20 protein-coding genes are annotated in these 23,802 nt (G+C 60.5%); 10 read left to right on the forward strand and 10 right to left on the reverse strand.

The annotated features are described in order from the left end of the window. Nucleotides 1-2 precede the first annotated feature (2 nt). Nucleotides 3-473, reverse strand: a complete 471-nt coding sequence (locus ACR0K9_RS05615) for a tetratricopeptide repeat protein (protein WP_480821428.1) — start codon at nucleotides 471-473, stop codon at nucleotides 3-5. Nucleotides 474-488: 15 nt separating this feature from the next. On the opposite strand from ACR0K9_RS05615, the gene ACR0K9_RS05620 reads away from it, so the two are divergent. From ACR0K9_RS05620 to ACR0K9_RS05630, 3 genes are all read left to right on the forward strand, one after another. Further along, the gene (locus ACR0K9_RS05620; protein ID WP_480821430.1) at nucleotides 489-1,757 is read left to right on the forward strand and encodes a cytochrome-c peroxidase; all 1,269 of its coding nucleotides are present in this window, start codon (nucleotides 489-491) and stop codon (nucleotides 1,755-1,757) included. Between the two features lie 157 nt (nucleotides 1,758-1,914). Then, complete coding sequence (locus tag ACR0K9_RS05625; RefSeq protein WP_480821432.1) at nucleotides 1,915-3,300, forward strand: bifunctional enoyl-CoA hydratase/phosphate acetyltransferase; 1,386 nt, start codon at nucleotides 1,915-1,917, stop codon at nucleotides 3,298-3,300. Further along, nucleotides 3,300-4,475 (forward strand): acetate/propionate family kinase, encoded by a 1,176-nt coding sequence (locus ACR0K9_RS05630; protein ID WP_480821433.1) that lies wholly within the window; start codon nucleotides 3,300-3,302, stop codon nucleotides 4,473-4,475. Before ACR0K9_RS05625 ends, ACR0K9_RS05630 begins: the two co-directional genes overlap by 1 nt. A gap of 209 nt (nucleotides 4,476-4,684) precedes the next feature. On the opposite strand, the gene gph is transcribed toward ACR0K9_RS05630, so the two are convergent. Beyond that, nucleotides 4,685-5,359, reverse strand: coding sequence for a phosphoglycolate phosphatase (gene gph / locus ACR0K9_RS05635; protein ID WP_480821435.1), 675 nt, complete (start codon nucleotides 5,357-5,359; stop codon nucleotides 4,685-4,687). A 214-nt stretch (nucleotides 5,360-5,573) separates the two neighbouring features. Here gph and hemP point away from each other — a divergent pair, with 214 nt between their 5' ends. Both hemP and ACR0K9_RS05645 read left to right on the forward strand, forming a co-directional pair. Then, nucleotides 5,574-5,741, forward strand: coding sequence for a hemin uptake protein HemP (gene hemP / locus ACR0K9_RS05640; RefSeq protein WP_480530502.1), 168 nt, complete (start codon nucleotides 5,574-5,576; stop codon nucleotides 5,739-5,741). Further along, the gene (locus tag ACR0K9_RS05645; RefSeq protein ID WP_480530500.1) at nucleotides 5,738-6,214 is read left to right on the forward strand and encodes a hypothetical protein; all 477 of its coding nucleotides are present in this window, start codon (nucleotides 5,738-5,740) and stop codon (nucleotides 6,212-6,214) included. Before hemP ends, ACR0K9_RS05645 begins: the two co-directional genes overlap by 4 nt. Before the next feature lie 46 nt (nucleotides 6,215-6,260). Here ACR0K9_RS05645 and ACR0K9_RS05650 read toward each other — a convergent pair whose 3' ends face one another. The 5 genes from ACR0K9_RS05650 to ACR0K9_RS05670 all read right to left on the reverse strand — a co-directional run bounded on the left by ACR0K9_RS05650 (nucleotide 6,261) and on the right by ACR0K9_RS05670 (nucleotide 14,001). Then, on the reverse strand, nucleotides 6,261-9,326 hold the full coding sequence (locus ACR0K9_RS05650) for an aminotransferase class III-fold pyridoxal phosphate-dependent enzyme (RefSeq protein ID WP_480821437.1): 3,066 nt from the start codon (nucleotides 9,324-9,326) through the stop codon (nucleotides 6,261-6,263). Nucleotides 9,327-9,436: 110 nt separating this feature from the next. Further along, the gene (locus ACR0K9_RS05655; protein ID WP_480822071.1) at nucleotides 9,437-10,315 is read right to left on the reverse strand and encodes an NAD(P)-dependent oxidoreductase; all 879 of its coding nucleotides are present in this window, start codon (nucleotides 10,313-10,315) and stop codon (nucleotides 9,437-9,439) included. An 84-nt stretch (nucleotides 10,316-10,399) separates the two neighbouring features. Next, complete coding sequence (cueR, locus tag ACR0K9_RS05660) at nucleotides 10,400-10,789, reverse strand: Cu(I)-responsive transcriptional regulator (protein ID WP_480821438.1); 390 nt, start codon at nucleotides 10,787-10,789, stop codon at nucleotides 10,400-10,402. Further along, entirely contained in the window at nucleotides 10,786-13,260 is a 2,475-nt protein-coding gene (locus tag ACR0K9_RS05665; RefSeq protein ID WP_480821440.1) for a heavy metal translocating P-type ATPase, read from the reverse strand. Before ACR0K9_RS05665 ends, cueR begins: the two co-directional genes overlap by 4 nt. A gap of 108 nt (nucleotides 13,261-13,368) precedes the next feature. Continuing rightward, nucleotides 13,369-14,001: a pyridoxamine 5'-phosphate oxidase family protein gene (locus ACR0K9_RS05670; protein WP_480821442.1), complete on the reverse strand. Its 633-nt coding sequence runs from the start codon at nucleotides 13,999-14,001 to the stop codon at nucleotides 13,369-13,371. 206 nt (nucleotides 14,002-14,207) lie between these two features. Here ACR0K9_RS05670 and ACR0K9_RS05675 point away from each other — a divergent pair, with 206 nt between their 5' ends. Together ACR0K9_RS05675 and ACR0K9_RS05680 are read left to right on the forward strand one after the other, a co-directional pair. Next, nucleotides 14,208-15,365 (forward strand): acyl-CoA dehydrogenase family protein, encoded by a 1,158-nt coding sequence (locus ACR0K9_RS05675; RefSeq protein WP_480821444.1) that lies wholly within the window; start codon nucleotides 14,208-14,210, stop codon nucleotides 15,363-15,365. 215 nt (nucleotides 15,366-15,580) lie between these two features. After that, nucleotides 15,581-16,333, forward strand: coding sequence for a nuclear transport factor 2 family protein (locus ACR0K9_RS05680; RefSeq protein WP_480821446.1), 753 nt, complete (start codon nucleotides 15,581-15,583; stop codon nucleotides 16,331-16,333). A gap of 2 nt (nucleotides 16,334-16,335) precedes the next feature. Here ACR0K9_RS05680 and ACR0K9_RS05685 read toward each other — a convergent pair whose 3' ends face one another. Then, nucleotides 16,336-17,226 carry a LysR substrate-binding domain-containing protein gene (locus tag ACR0K9_RS05685; protein WP_480821448.1) on the reverse strand — a complete coding sequence of 297 codons (891 nt, stop codon included), beginning with the start codon at nucleotides 17,224-17,226 and terminating at the stop codon, nucleotides 16,336-16,338. Between the two features lie 179 nt (nucleotides 17,227-17,405). Here ACR0K9_RS05685 and ACR0K9_RS05690 point away from each other — a divergent pair, with 179 nt between their 5' ends. Genes ACR0K9_RS05690 through ACR0K9_RS05700 form a run of 3 tightly spaced genes read left to right on the forward strand, consistent with a single transcriptional unit; the run spans nucleotide 17,406 to nucleotide 21,943 of the window. Then, nucleotides 17,406-19,598 carry a dehydrogenase E1 component subunit alpha/beta gene (locus ACR0K9_RS05690; protein ID WP_480821450.1) on the forward strand — a complete coding sequence of 731 codons (2,193 nt, stop codon included), beginning with the start codon at nucleotides 17,406-17,408 and terminating at the stop codon, nucleotides 19,596-19,598. After that, nucleotides 19,595-20,629, forward strand: coding sequence for an ACP S-malonyltransferase (locus ACR0K9_RS05695; protein WP_480821452.1), 1,035 nt, complete (start codon nucleotides 19,595-19,597; stop codon nucleotides 20,627-20,629). Before ACR0K9_RS05690 ends, ACR0K9_RS05695 begins: the two co-directional genes overlap by 4 nt. Nucleotides 20,630-20,671: 42 nt before the next feature. Further along, on the forward strand, nucleotides 20,672-21,943 hold the full coding sequence (locus tag ACR0K9_RS05700; protein WP_480821454.1) for an NAD(P)/FAD-dependent oxidoreductase: 1,272 nt from the start codon (nucleotides 20,672-20,674) through the stop codon (nucleotides 21,941-21,943). A 48-nt stretch (nucleotides 21,944-21,991) separates the two neighbouring features. On the opposite strand, the gene ACR0K9_RS05705 is transcribed toward ACR0K9_RS05700, so the two are convergent. Together ACR0K9_RS05705 and ACR0K9_RS05710 are read right to left on the reverse strand one after the other, a co-directional pair. Further along, nucleotides 21,992-22,711 (reverse strand): histidine phosphatase family protein, encoded by a 720-nt coding sequence (locus tag ACR0K9_RS05705; protein ID WP_480821456.1) that lies wholly within the window; start codon nucleotides 22,709-22,711, stop codon nucleotides 21,992-21,994. Between the two features lie 146 nt (nucleotides 22,712-22,857). Then, nucleotides 22,858-23,760, reverse strand: a complete 903-nt coding sequence (locus ACR0K9_RS05710) for a LysR family transcriptional regulator (protein ID WP_480821458.1) — start codon at nucleotides 23,758-23,760, stop codon at nucleotides 22,858-22,860. Between the last annotated feature and the right edge of the window lie 42 nt (nucleotides 23,761-23,802).

Consider the following 23,802-nt stretch of genomic DNA (forward strand, 5'->3'; position numbering starts at 1 on the left):
CCTCACCGAAACGGGTACATCCACCCTTTGTAGTCGTTGACCAGAACATGCGCCTTTTCGATCTGCTCCGGCGACATCTTCTTGACCACCTCCTCAAGGCTGATCGCCGCATCGGGGTCGCCGCCAATCGCGCTGAGCGTGTACCACATGTAAGCCCGCACCAGATCGGGCGCGGGCATGCCCAGACCCAGCTCATAGTACCAGCCGACGCCAGACTGCGCCCCCGGATGACCCTTCATCGAGGCGCGCAAATACCATTCGAACGCGCGTTCATAGTCCTGCTCAACCCCAAGGCCCAGCCCATACATCACGCCGATCAGTTCCTCGGCTTCGGCATTGCCGGACCGCGCTGCTGGCAGCAGTTCCTCGCGCGCGGCCTTGAACTCCCCGGCCTCCATCAGATCGCGCGCCTGTTCCAATTCAGCCAGCGCCGGGGATGCAAACAGGCAAAGGGCAAATACAAACTGGCGCATGGCGTTGCTTTCCTGTTGGCCGAGACCGCAGGCGCACAGAGTTTGCCGCGCCCGCTGACCGATGAAGATTTTATCTCCTTTGATATGGAACAGGCCGCCATCGGTCATCAACTGTTTTACGATCCGATCCTGTCGGGCAACCGGAACATTTCTTGCGCCCATTGCCACCACCCGGATTTCGGCACCTCGGACGGGCTGTCGCTGGGCATTGGCGAGGGCGGGCAGGGGCTGGGACCAGACCGCACGCCGGGCACCGGTGCGGACAGGATTCGCAAACGCATCCCGCGCAATTCTCCGGGGCTTTGGAACCTCGGGGCCAGGGACATCCATACGGTCTTTCACGATGGTCGTCTGAGCATTTCTGACGTCTATGGCAACGGCTTCAATTCACCTGCGCAGGAATGGTTGCCGGACGGGTTGAACTCATTACTCGCCGCACAGGCGCTGTTTCCGCTGACTTCACAATTTGAGATGGCCGGGAACGTGGCTGAAAATCAGGTCACCGGCGCGGTGCATGACCGCATCGACAAAGGCTGGCCGATCCTTGCCAAACGCGTGCGCACCGATCCGCGCTATGGTCCTGCCATGGTCGAGGCGTTTGACGAAGTCGATACGACCGAAGATATCTCGATCACCCAGATCGCCAATGCGCTGGCTGCTTTCATGGCGCTGGAATGGCGCAGCACCGACAGTCCGTTCGACCAGTATCTGGCCGGGGATCACACGGCCCTGACGCCGCAGCAGAAGGATGGCATGACGCTGTTCTTTGGCACGGCGGGATGCTCGGGCTGTCATTCAGGCCCATTGCTGTCCGATCAGAAATTCCACGCGCTTGGCCTACCGCCCTTCGGCCCCGGCAAGACCCGCCAGTGGGACCCCTATGCCCGCGACGTGGGCCGCATGGGCGAAAGCAACCGGCTTGAAGACGCCTATCGCTTTCGCACCCCGATGCTGCGCAACGTGACGGAAACGGCACCCTTTGGGCACAACGGCGCCTTTGCAGATCTGGAAGGGATCATTCGGCACCATTTGAACCCATCACAAAGCCTTGCATCCTGGACCCCCGCTATGGCGGCACTTCCGAAAGTGGCGTGGCTGGAGCAGGTGGATTTCATCGTCTGGCAGGACCGGTTCGAGATGGCGCGCCAGCGTCGGAAGATCGATATCGAGCCAGTGGAACTGACCGATACACAGATCGCAGACCTCGTAGCGTTTCTGGCGGCGTTGAAAGGGACAACGCTCGATACGCCGCTCTTTGGTGTGCCAGCGGATTTCGCGCCCTAGCCGGACACTTCCCACATTGTCCAATTGAATAGGGCCAGTTCTGCTTCGACACTGGAAATCCTTGGGAAATTTCTTAATGCTCGGTGGCAGCCCGATATGCCGGGGCTTGACCCGTCCCTGGTGTCACGCCCAAATCACAACCTTGCCGAGTTTGGACATGCAATACCACAACAAGACCTTTGATCAGCTGAACGTAGGCGACACTGCCGAACTGACGCGGACCTGCAATGCGGACGATTTCTATGTGTTCGCTTTGAATTCGGGGAACCACAACCCCCTGCATCTGTCCAAGGAAGACGGCGACGGAGATCTTCTGAACGAAGCCATAGCACCGGATATGTTCATCGGTACGCTGATCTCGGCAGTGCTGTGCAATACGCTGCCGGGGCCGGGGGCATTGTGCAAGTCACAGACGCTCGAATTTTCGACGCATGCCTTTGCGGGGGACGAGCTGTTGGTCCGCGTTACGGTCATCGAAAAGCGCGAGAACCGCGAAGTTGTTCTGGACACGAAGGTAACCCGGCCACTGGACGGTGCCACCGTCGTCTCCGGTACGGCTGTGGTTGTCGCGCCCGAGCGGCAGCTTTCATTTGGCAAGATTGATATCCCCGACGTTGTCGTTCATCGGCACCGGCACTTCGATGCGCTTGTGGAACAGTCCCGGCCTCTGGCGGCGATGCCGACGGCTGTGGTTGCACCGGAAGATCCCAATTCGCTGGGCGGTGCCCTGCTGGCTGCGCGTGAATCGATTATCGAGCCGTTTCTGGTTGGTGACCCCGACAAGATTACCGCCGCCGCCCGTGAACTCGACGTGCAACTGGGCGATTTTCAGATCGTTCCTGCCCAAAGCCATGTCGAAGCCGCCAACAAGGCCGTCGATCTTGTGGCCGACGGGCAGGCCAAAGCGCTGATGAAAGGGCATCTGCATACGGACGACTTGCTGCGTGCCGCCATGCGACGTGAACGTGGCCTGCGGGCGGGGCGCCGATTCACGCATGTCTTTGTCATGGATGTCCCGGGTCAGCCTAAACCCTTGTTGATCACCGACGGGGCCATCAACATCGAGCCAGATCTTGAAACCAAGATCGACATTACCAAGAACGCGATCGATCTGGCGAAATCAATCGGGTTCGAAACGCCGCGTGCCGCTATCCTGTCCGCTGTAGAAACCGTCAACCCGGCGATCCGGTCCTCGATGGATGCTGCGCTGATTGCGAAGATGGCGGAACGGGGACAGATCAAGGGCGGGCTGGTCGATGGCCCTCTGGCTATGGACAATGCCGTCAGCCTTGCTGCTGCGCGTACCAAGGGTATCGTTTCGGAGGTCGCGGGGCAGGCGGAAATTCTGGTCGCGCCCAATATTGACGCGGGCAACATGCTGTTCAAGCAGCTCAGCTTTGTTGCCGGTGCCAAGGCGGCAGGCGTGGTGCTTGGTGCGAAGGCGCCGATCATCCTGACCAGCCGTTCGGACGATGACAAATCGCGCTTGGCTTCGTGCGCTGTGGCGGCCCTGCATGCGGCGCGGATGTCGGCACGGGCCTGATGGTTCAGATCGTCACGCTGAATGCGGGTTCGTCCTCGCTCAAGTTCGGGCTGTTCGCCAGAGGTGAGCCTGATCCCGTTCTGATCTGCTCGGGCGAGGTCGAGTGTATCGGCGGCCCTACGGCGCGTATCAGCGCGCATATGTCTGATGACAGCGTGGTCGCCGATCAGGATCTGGAAAATGTCCATGATCACGCAGGAGCGCTGGACTTTGTACTGGACCTGATCCAGCGCCGGTTCCCCTCTGCCGAGGTTGCCGCGGTCGGGCACCGGATCGTTCATGGCGGGCCGGACAATGACAGGCCGATCCTGCTGACGCCGGACAATATGAACCTGCTGGCACAGTACGAGCCCTTCGCACCGCTGCACCAGCCGTTCAACTTGAATGGCGTACGCGCCGCGACCGACAGGTTCCCGAACGCCAAACAGATTGCCTGTTTCGATACGGCGTTCCATCGCAATCACCCGTGGGTCAACGACACGTTTGCACTGCCGACCGAGTATTATGACATGGGCGTCCGGCGTTATGGGTTCCACGGCCTGAGTTATGACTACATCTCGGACCACCTCAGGAAAACGGCGCCGCTTATCCACAGTGGGCGGGTCATTGTTGCCCATCTCGGCAACGGTGCGTCCATGTGCGCGATGATGGGCGGTCGCTCGGTCGGGTCAAGCATGGGATTTTCCGCCATCGACGGACTGCCGATGGGGACACGCTGCGGTCAGCTCGATCCGGGTGTTGTCGTGTATCTGATGGATCAGAAAGGCATGAGCGCTGCGGAAATCACTGAATTGTTGTATCGCAAGTCAGGATTGCTGGGGCTTTCGGGACTGACATCGGATATGCGGACATTGGAAGCCTCGGACATGCCGGGCGCGCGCAATGCGATCAACTATTTCACCTTTCGGGCGCGTCGGGAACTGGGCGCACTGGCCGCGGTTTTGGGCGGGCTCGATGCCATCGTGTTCGCTGGCGGGATCGGCGAAAACTCGGCCTTTATCCGCGACCGGATCTGTTCGGACATGGGCTGGCTTGGGATTGAGCTGGATCACGATGCCAATGATGACAACAAGAGAATCATCTCAACCGATATGTCCCGCGTAAAGCTGATGGTCATCCCCACCAACGAAGAATTGGTGATCGCGCGCGCCGCCGCCGATCTGTCGGCCGGGTAGGTCGCAAAACGCACCTGAATGGACGTTATTTTGCTGGGGTTTTCGCAAATAAATGCCGATCTACGGGAAACCCCCAATGTCGTCTCTGAAGTGGATGCGTTAATTCTTTGTTAACCACCGGGCGAGCACGCCCATACCACTCTCACAGATTTCCCCCGAAGAGGGGCTGGCTTCTAACCCCCTTGGCCGGCCCCTCGTCTTTTTTGGGGTTATACCAGGTGGTCTGTTTCCGTCAGAATCTGCTGCACGAGATCCGGCAGGGCTGCGCTGTCGCTGTAGCTCAGCGTATGGTGCATCTCGGCCACCGGCGATTTGCGATAACCCTCGGTGTACAACAGAAACGGTACCCCGGCCCGTTGTGCGGTTTCCGCATCCACCTCGCTGTCGCCCACGAATATCCGTGGCCCGATGTGGGGAAGGGCTTCGAAGCTGGCATGCAAGTGGGCGGGATCGGGTTTGCGGGTGTTCAGGCTGTCTCCGCCAAAGACGGTATCGAAGTGGTGTGACAGGTTCAGGGCGTCCAGAACATGGCGCGCGGGTTCTTCGGGTTTGTTGGTGCAGACGCCCAACACACACCCCATCTCGCGCAGCTGGTCCAGCGCCTGGTGAACGCCGGGGTAAGGGGTCGTCAGGTCGCAGGCAGCGGCGTTGTAGTGGTGCAGCGTAAGCTGGGTCAGTTCTGAATGGCGATCCCGGTCCAGCCCGCAATGGTCGATCACCCGCGCGACCAGCTTGGGCAGGCCGTTGCCAACGAAACGCAGGATTGTTTCCTCGGGCAGGGGGGCAATCCCCTGATCGGCCAGCATCCGGTTTGCCGAGTTTGCGATATCGGCGATGCTGTCCACCAGAGTGCCGTCCAAATCAAATACAACTGCCGCTACCATGTTCCAAACCGTCTTTGTTCAATACTGACCCAGACCTATGGCGCAGCGATGACCTGTGCAACAGGTAGGGGTTGAAAATGGGGGATTGACATACCTTACTATTTTTATCAGATTAAGACTCAAGAACAGAAAGCCAGCCCAGTTCCGGGTCAGCCAGATTAAGCGAACCACGAATCGACAAGGCAATGTGCCATCAACGCTCTGGAGATGCCCGATGAATATGCAAACCCCCAACCCGACCCAAAGCTATGCCGTTTCAATGCTGCCCGCTCACAAGGCCGAGGATCTGACCAATGGCGGCAACCTCGCCCATATCGAGCTGGGTGATCAGCTTTACACTCTGCGCATCACCCGCGCCGGCAAATTGATCCTGACGAAATGAGCGCACACGCATCGCGCGGCGGTGCCGCCGTGGGTCGGATGTCTGATCTGACCCCGATCGAGGCGGGCGCGGTGATGTATCTGCGCCTGTGGGGGGACGGTGAAAGCGGGCGTGTCAATGCGGCCAGCGATTTTGACATCGCATTGGGCGCGGATCACGGTCGGGCCGCTATGCTGACGCTGGATCGTCTTTGCTCGCTTTGTGCCCATCACGGTCGGCGACCTCTGGTCCGGCATGGGCTGGGTTGCGCCTGTCTTGGGGCGGATGAGAATTGCTTTGCCCAGATGATCGCCGCTGCATCTGAAGGCGCACGCGAGGATGCGATGATGATGGCGTCATTGATCGTAAGGCCCGATTTCGCCCCCGCATTGGCGTCTTTGTCAGAGGAACTGGGCCTGGCCCTGCGCCGTATGACCGCAACAATCCCCCTGCCGACGACCGGGCATCACCCCCCTAGTTCGGTGCTCCATTGATCGGCATATTCAGAACCCCGGCAATTTCGCCGGGGTTTTGTTTCTATTAGCAGCAGCCGCAGCCTGAGTGATGATGATCGTGACCGCAGGAGGGCTCTGGCGCATAATCGCCAACTTCAGACAACACATCGCGCAAGGCCCAGAGGATCATGTCCACATCTTCGGCCTCGATCGTCAGCGGCGGGCGGATTTTCAGGATATTGTCCTTCGGCCCCTCGCTGCCGATCAGAATACGATGATCGCGCATACGGTTTTTGACATAGCTGCAGATTTCGCTGCCTTCCGAGCCATCGGGATTGATCAGCTCAACCCCCAGAAACAGCCCCATGCCGCGCACATCGCCGACCTGAGGGAAATCTGACTCGATCTGCCGCAGCCCTTCCATCAGGCGGTCCCCCATGGCGCGGGCATTGTCCTGCAGCCCTTCGTCATCGACGATGTCCAGCACCTCTTTGCCGATGCGGCAGGACAGAGTTGATCCGCCGAAGGTCGAGAAAAATTCGATCCCGTTGTCAAAACTCTGCGCGATCTCTTTGGTGGTGACCAACACACCCAGAGGGTGCCCGTTGCCGATGGGTTTGCCCATCACCACGATATCCGGCAGCGCGCCCTGATGTTCGAAGCCGAAATAGTAATCGCCCAGCCGCCCCAGGCCGGTCTGCACTTCATCGGCTATGCAGACACCGCCTGCCGCCCGGATCTTCTCATACACCGCAGGCAGATAGCCTTTGGGGGGAATGATCTGCCCCCCGACCGAGGGGAAGGTTTCAGCAATGAATCCGGCGATACCGTGGCCGCGCTCCTGCAAAGCGGCAATCGCGGGGTCGACAAGCTCTGCGAATTTTTTGGCACGGTCGGGATCGTCGCGCCTGAACGCGCCGCGATAATCATCCGCGACTTCAACCAGTTCCACCCAATCCGCTTTGCCGACGCCACCGGGTTTGTTGAACTTGTAAGCCGAGATCGCCACTGCCGCGTTGGTATTGCCGTGATAGCCGTGATCCGGCGTCACGATCCCCTTCGCCCCTGTACGCGCCCGCGCCAGACGCAGCGCCAACTCATTGGCCTCGGTCCCGGAATTGACGAAGAAGCAGACTTCGAACCGGTCGGGTAGTTTCGACAATATCTTGTCGGCAAACGCGGTTTGCGCCGGATGCAGATAACGGGTGTTCGAGTTCATCCGCTTCAACTGATCCGCCGCGACCGCCTGAATGCGCGGATGCGCGTGCCCCACATGCGGCACGTTGTTATAAGCGTCCAGATAGGGTCGGCCCCATTCGTCGAACAGGTGATGCTTCCAGCCACGCACCAGCATGACCGGGTCATCATATGTCAGGCTGAGATTGCCTCCGAAGTGATCGCGCCGCCCTTGCAGGATCGCGTTTTTGTCCGTTGGCTTATACGCGACCTTGTCATCCGGCAGGTTCAACAGGGCGGCCGGGTTAGGACAGACCGCATTCCACAGCTCCAACTCGTCCGGGTCGGCCACGCCGGGCCAGTCGGCCTGCATACCTTCGGTGGTCAGCGCCAGTTGGAAATGCACATGCGGTGCCCAGCCACCATTCTGCGTGGCATCCCCCAACCGGGCAAAAGCCGCCCCCTGCGCGACCGGATCGCCGGGTTTCAATCGGTCACAGACCTCGGGGTCCAGATGACCGTAGAGCGTATAGAATGCATCACCCTCAGGCGTTTCGTGGTGCAGGATTACCACGCCACCATAATCCAGATGCGCATCACGGTTCTCGACCGCCTCGACCCGCCCGCTGAGCGGTGCGTGCAAAACCGTCCCGGCTGCGGTAAACACATCCACCGCCAGATGCACCGTCCGCCGGTCCGAGGCTTTCCACGGCCCTTTGCGAAAACCCGGTTCCGCGTAGATCAGCCGGGGTTCGTTGTAATATCCCAGCCACGGGCCCTCGCCGAATTCCTCACCCACCCGCGCGGCCTCATCAAGCGGCATGTGGAACGGGTTCTGCGGCCAGGTCGCGTTTTCTACCGAGAGCGAGCCCATAGGGGTCGCGCCCAAATCCTGCCCGAACATTTGCGCAAATTGTCCGCGATGGCCTGTTAAATAGGCATGGATGCGCTCAGCACCATCCACCACCGGCAAGCCGCAGGCCGCACGCAGCCGCGCCGCCATCAACCCGCCATTGACCGAAGGATTCTCAAGAAACCGCCATGCGGGGGCCTGGCTGATTGTCACATAAGGATCGTCCGGATTATCGACCGCCATCAGAGTCGAGTTCACCACGGACACTGCCAGCCGCATGCGCAGCAAGGGCCAGATCAAGTCGACCTCATCCGCACGCAACCGGTTGGCGGCATGATAGCCACGCACCAGCGCAGCCAGCGCGCGTTCAGGTTTGGGATGATCCAGCACCACATATGCCCCGGCAATCGCCAGATCGCAAATCCGCGGCGCGGAGCACATGTCGCCAAGGTCAATCAGGCCCGAGACACTGCGGCGTTCGCTCAGTTCGCCCTCGACCAGAATATTGTAATCATTTGCGTCATTGTGGATCGCCTGCCCGGGCAGATCATCAAGGCGGCTTTGGATGGCCTCAAATTCCGCCACCACGTCCTGCAGCACGGCCCGCCGCGCCGGGTCACCAACCACAGTCAACTGATCGGCAATCCAACCCGCCTGCATCAGGTCCCATTTGAACCCTTCGCGATGCAGACCGTCATGGTCGAACCCTTCCAGCGCCCGATCCGTCGCGCCCAACACGCGACCCAGCTTCAGGATCAAATCGTCTGTCTTGGGCGCGCTGCGCGCATAACACTCGCCCGGCAGCCGTTCCAGCAACCAGACCAGCCGCTCGGCGCCGCTCTCGTCAGCAATGACGGGCAGCATCGCACCCGAGATATCCGCGAAGACCTTTGGAAAGGGCAAGCCGGGCGCGGCAGAGGCGATATGTTCCAGTGCCTTGATCTGCAAATCGACAAGCCCGGGCTCGCACCCCGCCCGCATCACCTTCAGCACATAATCCTGACCGTTGGTCGCCCGCACCAGAAAGTTGAGGTCATATTCCCCATCCAACCGGGTCAACCGCGCATCCAGCCCCCAGTGCTGACGCAGCTTGCCGGCCCAACATGCGTTCAAATCGCTCATGCGATACCCCATAACTTTCCCCAAAAGGGGATCTTCTTCATCTGGTCAAAAATATCCTCGGGGGGAAGCGCGCCCATAGGCGCGATGGGGGGCAGACAGCCCCCCTGTCATCACCCCAAAGTGCGCAACCGCTTGAACAGGGATGACGTATCCCAACGTCCGCCGCCAAGCTTCTGCACATCCTTATAGAACTGATCCACCAAAGCCGTTACAGGCAAGGATGCCCCGGTTTCATCCGCGGTCTCCAGACAAATCCCCAGATCCTTGCGCATCCAGTCTACTGCGAAGCCATGCTCAAAATGATCGTCCAGCATGGTCTCATACCGGTTCGCCATCTGCCAGCTGCCCGCGGCACCCTGGCTGATCACTTCGACCACGGCGCGGCCATCAAGCCCGGCATTCTCGGCAAAATGCAGCGCCTCGCTGAGACCCTGAACCAGCCCGGCGATGGCAATCTGGTTGCACATCTTGGTCATCTGACCTGCGCCGCTGTCGCCTATGCGGCGGCAGATTTTCGAATAGACCTGCATCACAGGCTCGGCCCTTTCGTAAGCCGCCTGATCCCCGCCGCACATGATCGACAGCACACCGTTCTCGGCACCCGCCTGACCGCCTGAAATCGGAGCATCAACAAAGGCGATGCCCTTTGCCTGACCGGCCTCGCAGAGTTCACGCGTCACCTTCGCCGAGACGGTGGTGTGGTCCACAAAGATCGCGCCGTCGGACATGCCGTGAAAGGCACCATCTTCCCCTGTGCAAACCATGCGCAGGTCGTCGTCATTGCCGACACAAGCCATCACGAAATCCGCACCCTCCGCCGCAGCGCGTGGCGTTGTCGCCATTGCGCCGCCATGCTGCGCAACCCAGGCTTCAGCCTTGCTGGCGGTGCGATTGTAAACCGTGACCTCATGCCCTGCAGCCTGCAGGTGCCCGGCCATCGGATAGCCCATGACGCCCAGGCCAAGAAATGCGACTTTTGCCATTTTCAGATCCCTTTCGCTGACCGGTGCGCAGATCGCGCCGGACTGTTCAGCGAAGACAAAGCAAAGCTGGGCCCAAAGGGCAACCCCGCGTCACGCTTTGCTGCCGAGGTCTTTCAGAATCGGGCAATCCGGACGGTCGTCCCCGGCGCAGGCGTCAACAAGATGGCTGAGCGTATCGCGCATTCCCTTTAGGTCGGCGATCTTGGCATCGATCTGGGTCAGATGATCCCGTGCCACGCGTTTCACATCAGCGCTGGCGCGGGTTTCATCTTCATAAAGCGCCAGAAGGGTGCGGCAATCCTCGATCGTGAACCCCAAGGCACGGGCGCGGCCCAGAAAATTCAGCTTGTGAATGTCCTGATCCCGAAAGCGCCGATACCCGTTGTCGTCACGCAGCGGTTTGATCAGGTTGATATCCTCGTAATACCGGATGGTCTTGGCAGGCAATCCGGTGCGGGCTGCGACATCGCCGATATTCATGCCGGTGCCTCCCTTCGGGTTGTGTTCGCCTGGACTTCCGGCAGGCTGGCGCGTATGCGGCGCAGGCGCAGCGCGTTTGAGACGACAAAGACGCTGGACAGCGCCATCGCGCCGGCGGCCAGAGCAGGCGACAGCAGGTGCCCGCCAAACGGATACAGCACCCCGGCGGCAACCGGGATCAGAAGCGTGTTGTAGCCAAAAGCCCAGCCGAGGTTCTGCCGGATATTGCGCATGGTCCGGCGGCTGATCCCAACCGCGTTGGCCACGCCACGCAGATCGCCTGACATCAGTACGATGTCTGCAGTTTCAATCGCCACATCGGTACCGGTGCCAATCGCAACGCCGATATCTGCCGTGGCAAGCGCCGGGGCATCGTTGATCCCGTCGCCGACGAACGCGAGCGTGCCGAACTGCTGCCGCAGGGCCGAGATCGCGGCGACCTTGCCATCGGGCAAAACTTCGGCAGTGACATGGTCGATGCCCAGACGGTCGGCCAAAGCCTGTGCGGTCTGCGCATTGTCGCCGGTGACCATCGCCAGCGTCACACCCATCTCATGCAGGCGGGCCAGTGCCTCGGTCGTGCCCGGTTTGATCGGATCCGATACGGCCAAAGCCGCCGCGGCCTGTCCGTCGATGGCGACGTAGATCGGCGTTGCTCCTTCGGCCGCGCGTTTCTGCGCCTCGGGGTGCAAATCCCCCAGATCAATGCCGTGCTGTGCCATCAGCCGATCCGCGCCGACCAATACGTCGCGCCCTTCGATTCGTGCGCGAAGGCCGAGGCCCGTCAGCGACTCGAATGCTTCGACCTCGGGCAAAATCTCAGGCCCTGCGCGGGTGATCGCCGTGGCGATGGGATGCTCGGACCGGGCCTCGGCAGCGGCGGCGAGGCGCAGAACCTCGGCGCGGTCAAAGCCGCTGGCGGCGATGACCTCTTCCAACTCCGGTCGGCCCAATGTCAGCGTCCCGGTCTTGTCCAGCGCGATAACCTTGGCCTGCTGCAAGTGTTGCAGCGCATCGCCCTTGCGGAACAGCACGCCCAGTTCTGCCGCGCGGCCCGTGCCCACCATGATCGAGGTCGGCGTGGCTAGCCCCATGGCGCAGGGGCAGGCAATGATCAGCACCGAGACGCCCGCGACCAAGGCCAATGGCAAAGCCGGGGCAGGGCCGAAGATCAACCACACGGCAACCGTCAGCACAGCAACCGCCATGACGGCTGGCACGAAGTAATAGGTGATCCGGTCGACAAGCCCCTGAATGGGCAGCTTCGCCCCTTGGGCCTGTTCAACCATCCCGATGACCTGCGCCAGCACCGTATCCGCGCCCACATGCGTTGCCTGGATGCGCAGAGACCCGGTGCCGTTCACCGTACCGCCAACCACCGGATCGCCCATGGCTTTGCCGACGGGTACGGGCTCACCCGTGATCATGCTTTCATCGACATAAGAGCTGCCGTCCAGCACATCGCCATCCACGGGCACACGCTCTCCGGGTCGGATTTGTACGATGTCGCTGACCATGATCTCAGCAATGGGGCGGTCGATCAGCTGACCATCTTTCTCGACGCGTGCAGTTTTGCGCTGCAGCCCGACCAGCTTGCGTATTGCTGCCCCGGTTCGCCCTTTGGCACGGGCCTCCAGCAGACGGCCCAGCAGGATCAGGACGACAATGACAGCGGCAGCCTCGAAATACACATTGGCGGTGCCTTGCGGCAGCATCTGAGGGGCAAATGTTGCGATGACCGAATACAGAAACGCGGCTCCGGTCCCCAATGCGACAAGCGCATTCATGTCCGGCGCACCTCGCAGAAGCGAGGGGATACCCTTGGCATAAAAGACGCGCCCCGGCCCGATCAGCAGTATCGAAGTCAGCACAAACTGCACCAGATGGCTGGTCTGCGCACCGATCGTGGCCATCACCCAGTGGTGAAAAGCCGGAATCATATGCCCCCCCATCTCAAGCACGAATACCGGCAGAGCCAGAGCCGCTGCGATCAGCGTTGCGTGGCGCAAATGGGCAAGCTCTTCGACTTGCTGATCCTGACCCTCCGAGCCTGTGTCAGCGGGATGGGCGGGATATCCGGCCTCGGACACGCGTTTCGCCAGTGATGCGGGATCAGTTACGCCATCGGCATAGTCGATTGTAGCACTTGCGTTGGCAAGATTGACCGACGCCTTTGTCACACCGGGGATGGCGCGCAGCGTACGCTCGATCCGCGAAACGCAGGATGCGCAGCTCATCCCCTCGAACTGCAACCGCGCCTGACGGGTCGCCGCCGGGTAGCCCGCCACGTCGAGTGCAGCCAGAATATCCGCAAGTTCGGCGTCATGGGTCACATCCGCCGTTCCGGACGCGAAATTGACCGCAGCCTCGCGGACGCCGGGCAGCGCGCGCAGCGCGGCCTCGACCCGGCCAACGCAGGATGCGCAGTTCATGCCCGCGATTTTGATCCGATTATGCTGTGATGCCGACATCCGAGTCGTCCTGACTATGACTTTCGACCTCTGACATAAGGCTTCCAGTCACGGGAAGGTCAAGGGGGCAGCCCCTGGCTTCTGCAAGGCGCGTCGGTTTGGCGCGGGCTAAGGGGTGCCGGATTTCAATGCGGCCAGTTCCTGACGCAGCCTTTGATTTTCAGCCTGCAGCTCAGCCATTTGCCGGCCCAGCGTGTTCATGTGGGGCCGCAACTGAGCCTCGGTAAAGCGCGGCGTGATGTGGCGCGGGCAGTTCCAGTCCAGCGCCTCGACGTGCAGGATCGCCGCGCGCTCCGCCTTGGCCTCGGCGCCCTGCGGAAAGAGGTGGGCCGCAGCATTCGCGCCTTCGGTGAACGCCATTCGCCCCAGTATCTTCAGGCGGCGGCTGTTCGCATAATCCATCAGGATCAGCGCGACCCGGTCGTTGCCGTCCAGATTGCCGCGCGAGATATACTGTTGATTGCCCGAGAAATCCGCATAGCCGATGGTTTGTTCATCCAGAACCTTGAGAAACCCGATCGGCCCCCCGCGATACTGCACATAAGGCCAGCCGATTTCGGAGACGGTGGCCTGATAAAACCCGTCCTGCGCCTCAATGAACGCTTTCTCAGCCGGCCCAATCCGGTGACCTTGCTGCGGCCCGCCCGTGATGAATTTCGCATACGCATCCGCCGAACCCATTCGTTCTTGGTGGGCGCGGACTGCAGGAGTGAAGGTCAATTCGGAAAAGGCGCGGGGCATGGGGTTTCCCTTCTCAATGCGGCTGGTAGCGATAAAAGCCGGTGCGGGCGCGCTTGTCACCTAGGGGGAACTCAGATGTGATTTCGGGAAAGACGGCGCGCGAAAGGACGTTGCGTAGCGACGCGCGCCGACGTCACGTCACATGGATTGGAAGGAATCGCGCGCGCGGATAGCTTTGGGCAAACACTTGATCTGGAGAGCTTTTGATGTCGCTTTTTACCAGCACGGCCGCCTGGGTTACTGACGAACACCGGATGTTTGCCGATATGGCGGGCCGGTTCATGGATGACTCGCTGGTGCCCAATGCCGAAACCTGGATCGAAAACGGTGTTGTGGATCGTGAGTTCTGGCTGCAGGCCGGGCAGGCAGGCCTGATGGCGGGCTCGATTGCCGAAGAATATGGCGGCGTGGGCGGCGGCATGGGGTTCGATTCCGTGACACTCTATGAACAGACCGCGCGGGGGGATGCCGGTTGGGGTTATGGCATCCAGTCCATCGTGACTCATTACATCACCGCCTATGGCAGCGAGGATCAGAAGCAGCGCTGGCTGCCGAAGCTTGCGTCGGGTGAGATGATCGGCGCGTTGGCAATGACCGAACCAGGCACCGGATCAGATGTGCAGGCGGTGAAGACGAGTGCCGAGAAGGATGGAAATTCCTATCGGCTGAACGGGTCCAAGATTTTCATCACCAACGGTCAGTCTGCAGATCTGGTGATCGTCGCGGCCAAAACCGACAAATCGCTGGGCGCCAAGGGGGTGTCGCTGATCGCGGTCGAAACGGACGGCGCCGAAGGATTTCGGCGCGGGCGCAACCTGAAGAAGCTGGGGATGAAGGGCAACGATACGGCTGAGCTGTTCTTTGAAGACGTCAAGGTGCCCATGACCAACCTGTTGGGCCCGGAAGAGGGGCAGGGCTTTTATCAGTTGATGAAGCAACTGCCGTGGGAGCGGCTGACCATTGGCATCATGGCGCTGGGCGCGATTGATTTTGCCATCGCTGAGACGGTGAAATACGTGCAGGAGCGGAAGGCCTTTGGCCAGCGTGTGATGGACTTTCAGAACACGCGTTTCAAGCTGGCCGAGTGCAAGACCAAGGCCGAGGTGCTGCGCAGTTTCGTCAACGATTGCATCGGCAAGCTCGAAGCAGGTGAATTGGATGCCGCCACCGCCTCGATGGTCAAATACTGGAGTTCCGAGGTGCAGAACGAGATCATGCACGAGTGCCTGCAACTGTTCGGCGGCTACGGGTTCATGATGGAATACCCGATTGCACGGCTTTATGCAGATGCGCGGGTACAGATGATTTACGGTGGCACCAATGAGGTGATGAAAGAACTCATCGCCCGCTCGCTGGACGTCTGAGCCAGGGCGCTCCCGCCCGTCGTCGACATTCCTGACGGAACGTCTCCTCCCGTTGGGCCGGGCAGGCGCGTGTGCAGCCCGCGCCTGCCCGGCCCCCTGCCGTCCGCAGGACGCAAGGCCGAAGACCGCGCAGCCCTTGGTGCATACGAACATTGCCGACCCCCAATCCGCCTGCCATGATCAGTGCAAGTTGGTTCAGCAGAAAGGGCCCGCTCATGTCCGCGTCAATTAAATCCCGTATCTGCGCCCTGCTCAAAAGCATCGAGACAGGCGATCCGGGGCCGATCTCGGTGGTGAACGAAGCGCGCTATATCCAGCACAACCCGCAGACCCATGAAGGCAGCGAGGGGCTGACGGCGCTGTTCAAGCGCCTGTCCGAAACCTCTCCGCGTGTGAACATTGTCCGGGCGTTCGAGGATGGGGCGTTTGTCTTTGCCCATACCGAGTACGATTTCGCGCGCCGAAACATCGGGTTCGAGGTTTTTCGCTTTGAAGACGGGCAGGCGGTGGAGCATTGGGACAACATTCAGGCGCGCCAAGGCCCCAATGCGTCGGGTCACAGCATGGTTGATGGGCCGACAGAAGTTGGAGATGCCGCGTTGACCGAACAGAATCGGGCTTTCGTGCGGTCCTTTGTGGAAACGGCTCTGATTGGAGGTGATCTGGAGCAGCTCACCTCCTGTATCGATGTGGCGATTTACACCGAACACAACCCGCGTCTGTCCGACAATATCGCTGCGTTGCGGGCCGAATTGTCAGACCCAGGCAAAGTAAGATATCAGCGCTTGCATCGGGTTTTGGCCGAGGGAGATTTTGTTTTGTCTGTTTGCGAGGGTGAAGCTCAAGGTGTGCACAGCGCATTTTATGATCTGTTCCGCATCGCGGATGGCAAAATCGTCGAACACTGGGATACTGTCGAAGCAATCGCGCCGCGTGATCAATGGAAGAACGACAACGGAAAGTTCTGAGCTTATTCCGCGGCCAATTGGTCCTTTAGCCAATCCTGAAAAGACTTCAACGGCTCGGATGCAGCGCGATCATTGGGCCAGACGAGATAATAGTCGCCCAGACTGACAGGCGGTCCGTCCCAGGCGGGGATCAGACGCCCGGCTTCCAGATCATCGCGCACCAGATACGCAGGCAAGAGGCCAACACCCATACCATGGATTGTGGCCTGTATCATGGTGGCAAACTGATCGAACAGCATCCCCCGCAGCCCGGCGACGGCATGGCCCTGCATTTCGAACCATCTCTCCCAAGCGTCGGGGCGTGATTCCAGATGCAGCAATGGGGCGGTGCGAAGGGCCTCCAACGTGTCCGCGGTGGTTCCTATCAACCCCGGTGCGCAAACCGGCAGCACCTCTTCGCGCATGATCGGCAGGTAATGGACTCCGGCCCAATCCTTCTGGCCGAAATGAATGGCCGCATCGAAGGGTTCTAAGGCGAAGTCGAACGGCTTCAGCCGGGTTCCCAGGTTGACCGTGACCTCAGGGTGACGGCGGGCAAAGCCTTGCAGTCGCGGGGCCAGCCAGTGCATGCCAAAGGCGGGCAGGATCGACAGGTCCAGTGAGCCACCCGCCGGGTTTGCCTTTAGCTTTAGCGCCGCCTGTGCCAGTTCCTGCAGCGCGGATCTTGCGGTTTGCACATAGCCTTTGGCCGCCGGTGTCAGATGCAGACGCATCTGGCTACGCTCGATCAGTGGCACGCCCAACTGATCTTCCATCGTCTTCAGCTGCCGACTGATCGCGCTTTGTGTCAAAGACAATTCTTCGGCTGCGGCTGATGCGCTGCCCAGCCTGTCGACGGCCTCCAATGCCAGCAGAGACGAAATGGAGGGAAGAAACCGGCGCGGCGCAATCATATGATGAAACCTCATACCTTTTGGATGCAATAACACTGGTTTTTTGCCACCGCCAGAGCCATGAGTTCAAAATAGTCCTTATGCCCGCCAGATCCGCGATCTTGAAATCCACGGCTGGGCGCGGGACAAATCCGCCAGTGGCCGAGCGCCAATAACAAAGACCAGACAAGGCGAAACCCATGGACCGCGCCCAGATCGTACATGAGAACTTCCTGACCCGTGTCGCACAGCGTGACCTACCCGAAGGTGAACCTCCGCGTCCGGGGTTGAGCGATACGGACGCGGTGTCGCTGTTTCGGTCTCAGGTGCTCAGCCGTGCATTGGATCGCACCAGCCGGGCGATGCAGAAGGCAGGGCAGGGCTTTTATACGATCGGGTCATCCGGGCATGAAGGGATGGCTGCTGTCGCCCATGCATTGCGTCCGACGGATATCGCTTTTCTGCATTATCGCGATGCGGCGTTCCAGATCGCCCGTGCCGAACAGGTGCCGGGCCAGCAGATCGCCTGGGACATGCTGCTGAGTTTTGCCTGTTCCAAAGAAGACCCCACCTCGGGCGGGCGGCACAAAGTTCTGGGCTCCAAGGCTTTGACCATCCCGCCGCAGACCTCGACCATAGCCAGCCATCTGCCCAAAGCGGTGGGTGCGGCCTATAGTCTGGGTGCGGCGCGGCGGCATGATCCGGAACATCGCAACCTGCCCGAAGACGGCATTGCGATGTGTTCCTTCGGCGATGCCTCGGCCAACCATTCGACAGCGCAGGGAGCGATCAACACGGCGGGCTGGACCAGCGTGCAATCGACCCCGCTGCCGTTGCTGTTTGTCTGCGAAGACAACGGGATCGGAATATCGGTCAAGACGCCCAAGGGCTGGATTCAGGCCTCGATGGAGCATCGGCCCGGGATCAGGTACTTTCAGGCCAATGGTCTGGATATCTACGAGACTTTCGCCGTGGCGCAGGAGGCTGCAGATTATGTCCGAACCCGGCGCAAACCTGCATTCCTGCACCTGAAAACCGTGCGCCTTTATGGTCATGCCGGCGCAGATGTGCCCACGACCTATCTGCCTAAAGCCGAGGTCGAAGCGGATGAGGCGAATGACCCGTTGCTGCATTCCGTGCGCCTGCTGGATCAGGCCGGAGCGCTGTCACCGCATCAGGCGCTGAAAATCTATGAAGAGACTTGCGCGCGGACCGATCGCGTCGCCGCCGAGGCTGCCGGTCGCCCGCATCTGGCCGATGCCTCCGAGGTCATGGCCAGCCTGATCCCGCCCAAGCGCGCGTGCCGCCCGACCAACGGCCCCAGCGCCGAGGCGCGGGCGAAGGCCTTTGGTGGCGATATGCGCGCGATGGAAGACCCTCAGCCCATGAGCCGACTGATCAACTGGGCGCTGACCGATCTGATGCTGGAGCATACCGAGATCGTCTGCATGGGAGAAGATGTGGGCCGCAAGGGCGGCGTTTATGGCGTGACGCAGAAGCTGCAGCAGCGCTTTGGCCCGGATCGGGTGATCGACACATTGCTGGACGAACAATCCATTCTGGGGCTTGCCATCGGCATGGGTCATAACGGTTTTGTCCCGATCCCGGAAATCCAGTTTCTGGCTTACCTGCACAATGCCGAGGACCAGATCAGGGGCGAAGCCGCGACCTTGCCGTTTTTCTCAAACGGGCAATTCACCAACCCGATGGTGTTGCGGATTGCAGGACTTGGCTATCAGAAAGGCTTTGGCGGCCATTTCCACAATGACAACTCACTGGCCGTTCTGCGCGACATTCCGGGCGTGATCATCGCCTGCCCCTCGACCGGAGTGGATGCGGCGCAGATGCTGCGCGAATGCGTGCGACTGGCACGCGAGGAACAGCGGGTGGTGGTGTTTCTGGAACCGATTGCGCTCTATCCCATGCGTGACCTGCTCACAGCGCAGGATGCGGGGTGGACGACGACCTACCCCTCGCCGGATCAGCGCATCGCACTGGGCGAGGTTGGGGTGCATGGAGACGGCACCGACCTTGCCATCGTGACCTATGGCAACGGGCATTACCTGTCGAAACAGGCTCTGCCCGAACTTGAGGCGGCGGGGCTGAAGACGCGGATCATCGACTATCGCTGGCTGGCTCCCTTACCGGTCGAGGCGCTGCGCGAAGTTACCAAAGGGTGCAAACATGTGCTGATCGTCGACGAATGTCGCCGTACCGGCAGTCAGTCCGAGGCACTGATGACGCTCTTCGCCGAAGAACACCCTTCCACCCCAACCGCCCGCGTTGTGGCCGAAGATTGCTTTATTGCAACCGGCCCCGCCTATGCAGCACCTCTGCCTTCGAAGGAGGGTATCGTTGCGGCGGCGTTGAACCTGACCGGAGCTGCGTCATGACCCGTACCGCCGTTGTGATCTGCCCCGGCCGGGGCACCTATAACAAGCCTGAACTGGGCTATCTGCGCAGGCATCACGCCGACCGGATGCCGATGTTCCGCGATTTTGATGCCATCCGCACCGAGGCCGGGCAGGAGGCTTTGACCGCGTTGGATGGTGCAGGCCGCTATACCGTCAGCAAGTATTCGCGCGGGGACGTGGCCTCTCCGCTGATCTATGCCGCTTCGCTGGCCGATGCGCAGGTGCTGGCAGAGGATATCGAGGTGGTCGCCGTTACAGGCAACTCGATGGGATGGTATATCGCATTGGCCGCCGGAGGAGCCCTTTCACCCGAAAATGGCTTTCGGGTGGTGAATACCATGGGAACGCTGATGCAGGACCACCTGATCGGCGGGCAACTCGTGTATCCCTTCACAGACGATAGTTGGGCCAATGACCCCACCCGCAAGGCTGAACTATTGGCGGAAGTGGCGCGTATTAACCAGATCGAAGGCCGTGCGTTGGCTTTGTCGATTGATCTCGGCGGTATGCTGGTTCTTGCGGGCAATGAGGACGGCCTGAAAGCGTTCGAGGCTTCTCAGCCAACGGTTCAGGAGCGCTTCCCCATGCGATTGGTCAACCACGCCGCGTTCCACACGGCGTTGCAGGCACCGGTCGCGGCGGAAGGACGGTCGCGGCTGGGCGTGGATCTGTTCGGCCAGCCGGATCGCCCGTTGATCGACGGGCGCGGCAAGATCTGGTGGCCGGGGGCGACGGACACGCAGGCCCTTTGGGATTACACGCTGGGCCATCAGGTGACGGAACCCTATGATTTCACCCGCGCGATCCAGACAGCGGCCCGTGAGTTCGCACCCGATCTGTTCATCGTCACCGGACCCGGGGCGACTTTGGGAGGCGCGGTGGCACAGTCGCTGGTTCTGTCGGATTGGCGTGGCATGGGCGACAAACCCGCGTTTCGGGCGCAACAAGAGGCGCAGCCGTTCCTGATCGCCATGGGCCGTGACGATCAAAGGGCGCTTGCAACCGGCTGATCCTGCGCTCTATTTGATCCGCGACACTGCAAGGAGCGTAAAGTGAGCGATCATGATCAATCCCTTTGGCTGGAAACCTGCCGCGAGCACGCGGACAGCCCGCGCCTGACCGGCGACATCACGGTCGATCTTGCGGTCATCGGAGGTGGATATACCGGCTGCTCTGCGGCTCTGACGGCAGCGCAAGCAGGCGCTTCGGTCTGTCTGCTTGAGGCGCAGGAGATCGGGCATGGAGGGTCAGGCCGTAACGTGGGACTGGCCAATGCGGGGCTTTGGCTGCCACCTGCAGATATACGCAAGTATTTGGGGCACGAGGCCGGAAACCGGCTGATTGATCTTCTGGCGGCGGCCCCGGCCGAAGTGTTTGACCTGATTGAAGCCCATGGGATCGATTGCCATCCCGTCCGCAACGGAACCCTGCATTGTTCCCATTCCGCAGCCGGTTTGCGCGATCTGCAAACGCGCCACGCGCAGCAGGTCGCCGTTGGTGCTCCGGTCGAGTTGTTATCCTCGGATCAGGCCGCCGCACGCACCGGCAGCAGCGCTTTCCACGGTGCTCTGTTTGACCCGCGCGCGGGCACGGTCCAGCCATTGAGCTATGTGCGCGGTCTGGCGCGGGCGGCCCACGAGGTCGGCGCGCAGATCTTCGCGCAAAGCCCGGTTCAGGCGATGCGGCATGACGGCGATGTTTGGGTTTTGACGATGCCACAAGGCTCTGTACGGGCCAAAGCGGTGATCCAGGCAACCAATGCATATCATCAAGACCTGGCCGAGACCTCTCCGGCCTATGTGCCGGTCTATTACTTCCAATACGCCACTGCGCCGCTGTCCGATAATCTGCGGGCCAGTATTCTGCCGGGCGGAGAGGGGGCTTGGGATACCGGCCTGATCATGACCTCGTTCCGGATGGATCAGGACGGGCGCTTCATCCTTGGCGCGATGGGTGATCTCGGCCATGCCGGCAGCGCGACGCATACCGCGTGGGCCAGACGCAAGCTGGCCGAGCTGTATCCGCAGCTGGCTGACCAGCCGTTGGAGCAGGGCTGGCATGGACGTATTGCCATGACTTCAGACCATATCCCGAAGATCACCCGGATCGGACCGAACGCACTGTCAATCTACGGATATTCGGGGCGCGGGATCGGGCCGGGCACGGTGTTTGGCCGCCTGACAGCGCAGAGCCTGCTGCGGGACGACCCCGCAATGTTGCCGGTGCCCGCCGTGGACGATTACAGCGAGCGCTGGACCGGCCTGCGCCGCGCCTATTTCGAAACCGGCGCAGCACTGACGCATTTCATCAAGGCGCGCTTCTGAGGTCGGATGAAGTAAATGACAGCGCCATTTATGCGAGGGTATGCATCATTACATAACGACTGTCGGTTGCCTGAAATGTTTCCCTTTGAGATTTATCCGTCCAGTCCTCAGCACACAGATGTCCCGACTCACTCGATGCGCCACATTGCATCGATTGTTGTTTTGATGCTGGTTACCCGATGAACGAGGCGGTGCGCTTGTGCAGTTTGAAAAACCGTCTTGAGGTTCATTCAGGTTGAAAATCTGCCTCTGAGAAAGGTTCGAATAGATACCTCGGAAGACCCGGGAGGTCAGGCCATGACAAACAATCAGGTTTATTTCGGCAAATGATGTTTCCGAGTACCACTCAGACACTCTTGCATGTACATCTGCATACGATTCACCGGAAGGTGCCGGTACGTTCCACTTGTCGCACAAACGCGCTTTCCATTCTTCCGGATAGCGAGCTTTTATCTCGGTCGTGGTCAACCCCTCCCAATTGCCAAAGCTGCATTCTGTCAATCGAGGTTCGAATTCGATGACGGTATCGGAAATGCCAAGCTCGTGGGTCATTATCAAAGCTGTGTGCCGTGCGCGCCCAAGTGGGCTGACGAAAACCGCAATTTTGCCGTCGAGAGAATGCGCTTGCTTCAATCTCCTAGCATTTTCCTGGGCCTGACGGCGGCCTCGCAGAGTCAACGGAGAGTCGAGATGCCCTTGGCGTCGGCTTTGTGTATTCCACTCCGTTTCACCATGACGAAATAGGTAGATGGTCGTGTTCGCATTCATCTCTATCAATAACGGCCAACGTTCGACCCAATCGGTTTCATCAGACTAAGGAATAATTGTATTTCTTCGCAGGTTCGTTGCAAAGCGGGCGTTGGCGCGCCTGCATCGATGGTTTTCATCATCCTGCAGTTGATTTGACCTTTGTTTCAAGCCTGAAGCCTGACAGCAATGGCCCCGATCCGATCCCGCAACCAGCGATGCGCCGGGTCGTTGGTCGAGCGCTGGTGCCAGACCATATAGATCGACACGGGCGCGCAGTCGAATGGCAGCGGCGCGCAGTCCAGCGCCGCCAACGGCCCCTGCTTCATCAATGCCGTGTCGGTCGAGATCAGGTCGCTGCCCTTCACAAAGGACGGGATCGCGTTGAAATGCGGCAGGGTAAGGACGGGCGGCCTGATCTGGCTTTGATCCACGCCGCGCATCACGGCACGGGCGTTGCGCCCGTCGGCAAAGCGCACGTCGACATGATCGCTGCTGCAATAGTCCTGCCAGTCCTCGGGCGGATCGCGGCGGGCGGCGTCGTAGAACACCATCAACAGGCTGGTGATCAGGCGTTTCTGAAAGATATCCGGCCCATCCGGCGGCAGAGGGGTCAGCATCAACTGACACCGGTCGCTGCGCAGCAGATCCGGGTCGGGAACGCCCGAGGGGATGAATTCCAGCCGCAACCGGACGCCCTCGGTACGCGCCTCGCGCAGCAGTTCAGGAAAGATCAGCTCGCGCGGCATGTCGTTTGTGGCGATCTGGATGTCCATCTGTTCGGACAGCGGATCAAACGGGCGGCCCTCGGTCAGGGCGCGCATGTTGTCCAGCACCTGTTGCACGGGCTCTTTCAGCGATAGCGCGCGCTCGGTCGGGGTCAGCCCCTGACCGGACCTGACAAACAGCGGATCACCCAACACCTGCCGCAATTTGCTCAGCGTATGGCTAATGGCCGATTGCGTCACCCCCAGCCGGTCGGCAGCTTTCGAGACCGAGCTTTCTTCGAGTATCGTCAGAAATACCCGCAGGACCTTGCCGTCCAGATCAGTGAAATCGATATTGCTCATATCATCTATGATTATTCATGAATGGTTTTGGTGTCTATGCCG

It is taken from the genome of Ruegeria sp. L12 (genome assembly GCF_056531745.1).

What these genes read in the sequence shown, in the direction of transcription:
- ACR0K9_RS05615 (WP_480821428.1), bottom strand. Translation starts at nt 473, where the DNA reads ATGCGCCAGTTTGTATTTGCCCTTTGCCTGTTTGCATCCCCGGCGCTG.
- ACR0K9_RS05625 (WP_480821432.1), top strand. Translation starts at nt 1,915, where the DNA reads ATGCAATACCACAACAAGACCTTTGATCAGCTGAACGTAGGCGACACT.
- ACR0K9_RS05630 (WP_480821433.1), top strand. Translation starts at nt 3,300, where the DNA reads ATGGTTCAGATCGTCACGCTGAATGCGGGTTCGTCCTCGCTCAAGTTC.
- gph (WP_480821435.1), bottom strand. Translation starts at nt 5,359, where the DNA reads ATGGTAGCGGCAGTTGTATTTGATTTGGACGGCACTCTGGTGGACAGC.
- hemP (WP_480530502.1), top strand. Translation starts at nt 5,574, where the DNA reads ATGAATATGCAAACCCCCAACCCGACCCAAAGCTATGCCGTTTCAATG.
- ACR0K9_RS05645 (WP_480530500.1), top strand. Translation starts at nt 5,738, where the DNA reads ATGAGCGCACACGCATCGCGCGGCGGTGCCGCCGTGGGTCGGATGTCT.
- ACR0K9_RS05650 (WP_480821437.1), bottom strand. Translation starts at nt 9,326, where the DNA reads ATGAGCGATTTGAACGCATGTTGGGCCGGCAAGCTGCGTCAGCACTGG.
- cueR (WP_480821438.1), bottom strand. Translation starts at nt 10,789, where the DNA reads ATGAATATCGGCGATGTCGCAGCCCGCACCGGATTGCCTGCCAAGACC.
- ACR0K9_RS05665 (WP_480821440.1), bottom strand. Translation starts at nt 13,260, where the DNA reads ATGTCGGCATCACAGCATAATCGGATCAAAATCGCGGGCATGAACTGC.
- ACR0K9_RS05670 (WP_480821442.1), bottom strand. Translation starts at nt 14,001, where the DNA reads ATGCCCCGCGCCTTTTCCGAATTGACCTTCACTCCTGCAGTCCGCGCC.
- ACR0K9_RS05675 (WP_480821444.1), top strand. Translation starts at nt 14,208, where the DNA reads ATGTCGCTTTTTACCAGCACGGCCGCCTGGGTTACTGACGAACACCGG.
- ACR0K9_RS05680 (WP_480821446.1), top strand. Translation starts at nt 15,581, where the DNA reads ATGTCCGCGTCAATTAAATCCCGTATCTGCGCCCTGCTCAAAAGCATC.
- ACR0K9_RS05685 (WP_480821448.1), bottom strand. Translation starts at nt 17,226, where the DNA reads ATGATTGCGCCGCGCCGGTTTCTTCCCTCCATTTCGTCTCTGCTGGCA.
- ACR0K9_RS05690 (WP_480821450.1), top strand. Translation starts at nt 17,406, where the DNA reads ATGGACCGCGCCCAGATCGTACATGAGAACTTCCTGACCCGTGTCGCA.
- ACR0K9_RS05695 (WP_480821452.1), top strand. Translation starts at nt 19,595, where the DNA reads ATGACCCGTACCGCCGTTGTGATCTGCCCCGGCCGGGGCACCTATAAC.
- ACR0K9_RS05705 (WP_480821456.1), bottom strand. Translation starts at nt 22,711, where the DNA reads ATGAATGCGAACACGACCATCTACCTATTTCGTCATGGTGAAACGGAG.
- ACR0K9_RS05710 (WP_480821458.1), bottom strand. Translation starts at nt 23,760, where the DNA reads ATGAGCAATATCGATTTCACTGATCTGGACGGCAAGGTCCTGCGGGTA.